Here is a 2,856-nt window from a genome sequence, read left to right on the forward strand (position 1 = left end):
ATATATATGGATAGGCTGTCTTTTTCTTGATACTAAGTGAGATAAAGAAGTCAAATGATTATCTTTTTAAAGTAATTTAAGGTATAATAGTTTAGTCATATCAGGTTGAATGATTGAGTGCATTTTTGATTCACAAGGCAAACCTTTGCATTGTGTTACAGTTATGGACTCAGTAATTACACTTGAAAAAATTTAAACTAAAAAGGGGAACATCTAATATGTTTTATAGTGAGAAGGACGATAGAGAAAAACAATTACGTTTTTCGATTCGGAAGGTTAGTTTTGGAGCGGCCTCGGTAGCCGTGGCGGCGCTGTATCTCTTTATGGGAAGTGGAGCGGTATCTGCTGCGGAAGCGCAGGCCGTACAGTCAAATGAGGAGGTGGCAGCTGATAAGGATTCGGAAACAGAGAAAAAATCAGAGGATCCACAGCTAACCTACGCTGCTCCTGCTGCAAAGAAACAAGGATCTGCAACCAATACTGAAGCAGGGGATGAAGGCAAGCAAGAAAGTCATCCAGAGACCAAAGAGGAAGAAGCCAACTCATCTGAAAGAAGCGAAACTACAACAAAGACTCAATCGGATGAAAATTCTGTGAGCGGGGACTCTAGCTCTCCAAAATCTGAAGGTGAAGGTACAAGATCAGAAGAAGCAAGCAGCAAGCCAAAAGTACGTAAAAGACGTGATACACCTGCCCCACCAGCGACTGCAACCGATGACGACCCAGATGCACATCAGACTTATGAAGCTCCAGGGGATGGTGCAAGTGTAGATACATTGGCGAACAAATTAAAAGTTCTATCTGAAACAGTAGAGAATGAGAAAAAACTTGCTAAAATAGACGAGATTGGTAAGAGTAAAAATATAGATCAAGGTCAAGTGAGTGAATTGAATGAATTTGGTGGTTGGAAGGCAGTTTCAGTAGATGGCGTAGAAGGAAAATTTGCTGTTGCAAGAAAGACAGAAGGTGGAGTTTTTCCATTAGAAACAGTGAACACTGTTCGTACAATCACACGAAGTGGACAATACTATTATGACACCTATGTTAGAGAACAAGCATTTGATCGAACTGGTGACTATGTGCTATTTCTATCAAAAGTTAGAACTTTAGCAACTAAAGATGAAATAACATTTGATAATCAACAGTATCAAGAAAATGGTGAAGGTAATACTACTGCAAAAGGTATTAAGGGATTTAATGGTATTGAAAAGACATTTAAAGCCTATTCCCCTGAAACTGGTTCCACAGTAAAAATTGCCTTTAAGACAGGGTATTCTGGTGATATCAATGGAACAAAAGCAAAATATAAAGTAGAAGTTATGATTGATGAAAATGGGATGAAGAGCACAATTTATACTAAAAGTTTTTCTCCAACAGAAAATAAGAATGATAGCGAGGCAATTATAACATCGGCGAAAGACGGAAATAAGACAGAGTATCTAAGAAATGAATATAATAATAAGATGCTCAATAAAAAGTCAGTTGAAGAAAAAATGGCAACGGAGGCGAACAAGCCAAATGGAACACCAGGGACATTCGTAAGTAAAAATATTGTTCTACCAAAAGGAGTAACAGATTATACTGTTCGTATTAGTTCTGCTGATAATCAACATTTAGGAATGGGATATCAATCGCCTCATAAACATTATGCTCTACCAATTGCTGGAACAGGGTTTGCAGTTACTCAGGACACTAGCGAAGTAGCCAAGGATTTAGCTAAAAAAGTTTATGATAAATTAACCGAACAAAGAGACGAAGATACAAAATGGTCTACTCCTGAAACCAAGGCTGCTTATGAAGCAAAATTGCAAGAAATTAAGGAGAAGATTGATTCTGGAGCTAGTACTAGTGATTACCAAACAGTAGTGGGAGAGGCTGTAGAACAGTGGAAAAAATTAGATGAAGTTCAGAAAATTAAGGACAAAGCCAAGAAAGCAATAGAAGATAAGCTTAAAGAAAAAGAAGCAGAGATTGACAAAAATGACAAGTTAAGTTCGGCCGAAAAAGAAGCAGCTAAGGAAGCAGCGAAGAAAGCAGCAGAGGACGCTAAGCAAGCCATCACGGATGCTAAGACCCAAGACGATGTCAACACGAAGGAAACTCAGGGAACTGCAGCTATAGGCAATGTGAACCCAATAGGAACAGAGAATGCAGTTAATGCCATAGCAGAAGCTGCAGCAAGGAAATGGGCTGAGATAGATGATAATGACAAATTATCAGAAGAAGAGAAGAAGGCAGCTAAGGCAAAAGTAGAAGAAGCTGTCACAAAAGCAGGTCAAGCTATTAGGAAAGCTAAGGAAACTAAAAATCAAGACGGAGTTGAACAAGCCAAAACAGAGGTAATCTCTGAAGTAACTGCAATCAATCCAGTAGGAAAAGACAAAGCTACAAAAGCAATAGAAGATAAGCTTAAAGAAAAAGAAGCAGAGATTGACAAAAATGACAAGTTAAGTCCAAGAGAAAAAGAAGCGGCTAAGCAACAAGCCCAAGCGGAAGCGGAAAAAGCTAAGCAGGCCATCACGAATGCCAACTCTCAAGCTGAGGTTACCGAAAAGGAAACTGAGGGAACTAAAGCTATAGACGATGTGAATCCAATAGGAACAGAGAATGCAGTCAATGCAATAGCAGAAGCTGCAGCAGTGAAAATGGCTGAGATAGAGGATGATGAAACATTATCAGAAGACGAAAAAAATGCAGCCAAGGAAGAAGTAGCGGAAGCTGTCAGAAAAGCAGGCGAAGCTATTAGGAAAGCTAAGAAAGCTAAAAATCAAGATGGAGTTGATCAAGCCCAAGCAGATGCACTTTCTGAAGTAAATGCAATCAATCCAGTAGGAAAAGACAAAGCTACAAAAGCAA

Annotated in this window: 1 protein-coding gene; it reads left to right on the forward strand. The window is 39.0% G+C overall.

The genetic code is table 11. From position 1 onward, the window contains the following. Nucleotides 1-218: 218 nt before the first annotated feature. Nucleotides 219-2,856 (forward strand): DUF1542 domain-containing protein (locus HT688_RS10590; RefSeq protein ID WP_172923781.1); only part of this gene is annotated, 2,638 nt, incomplete at its 3' end.

The sequence above is a fragment of the Streptococcus sp. 1559 genome (assembly GCF_013276735.1).
Taxonomy (GTDB): domain Bacteria; phylum Bacillota; class Bacilli; order Lactobacillales; family Streptococcaceae; genus Streptococcus; species Streptococcus pseudopneumoniae.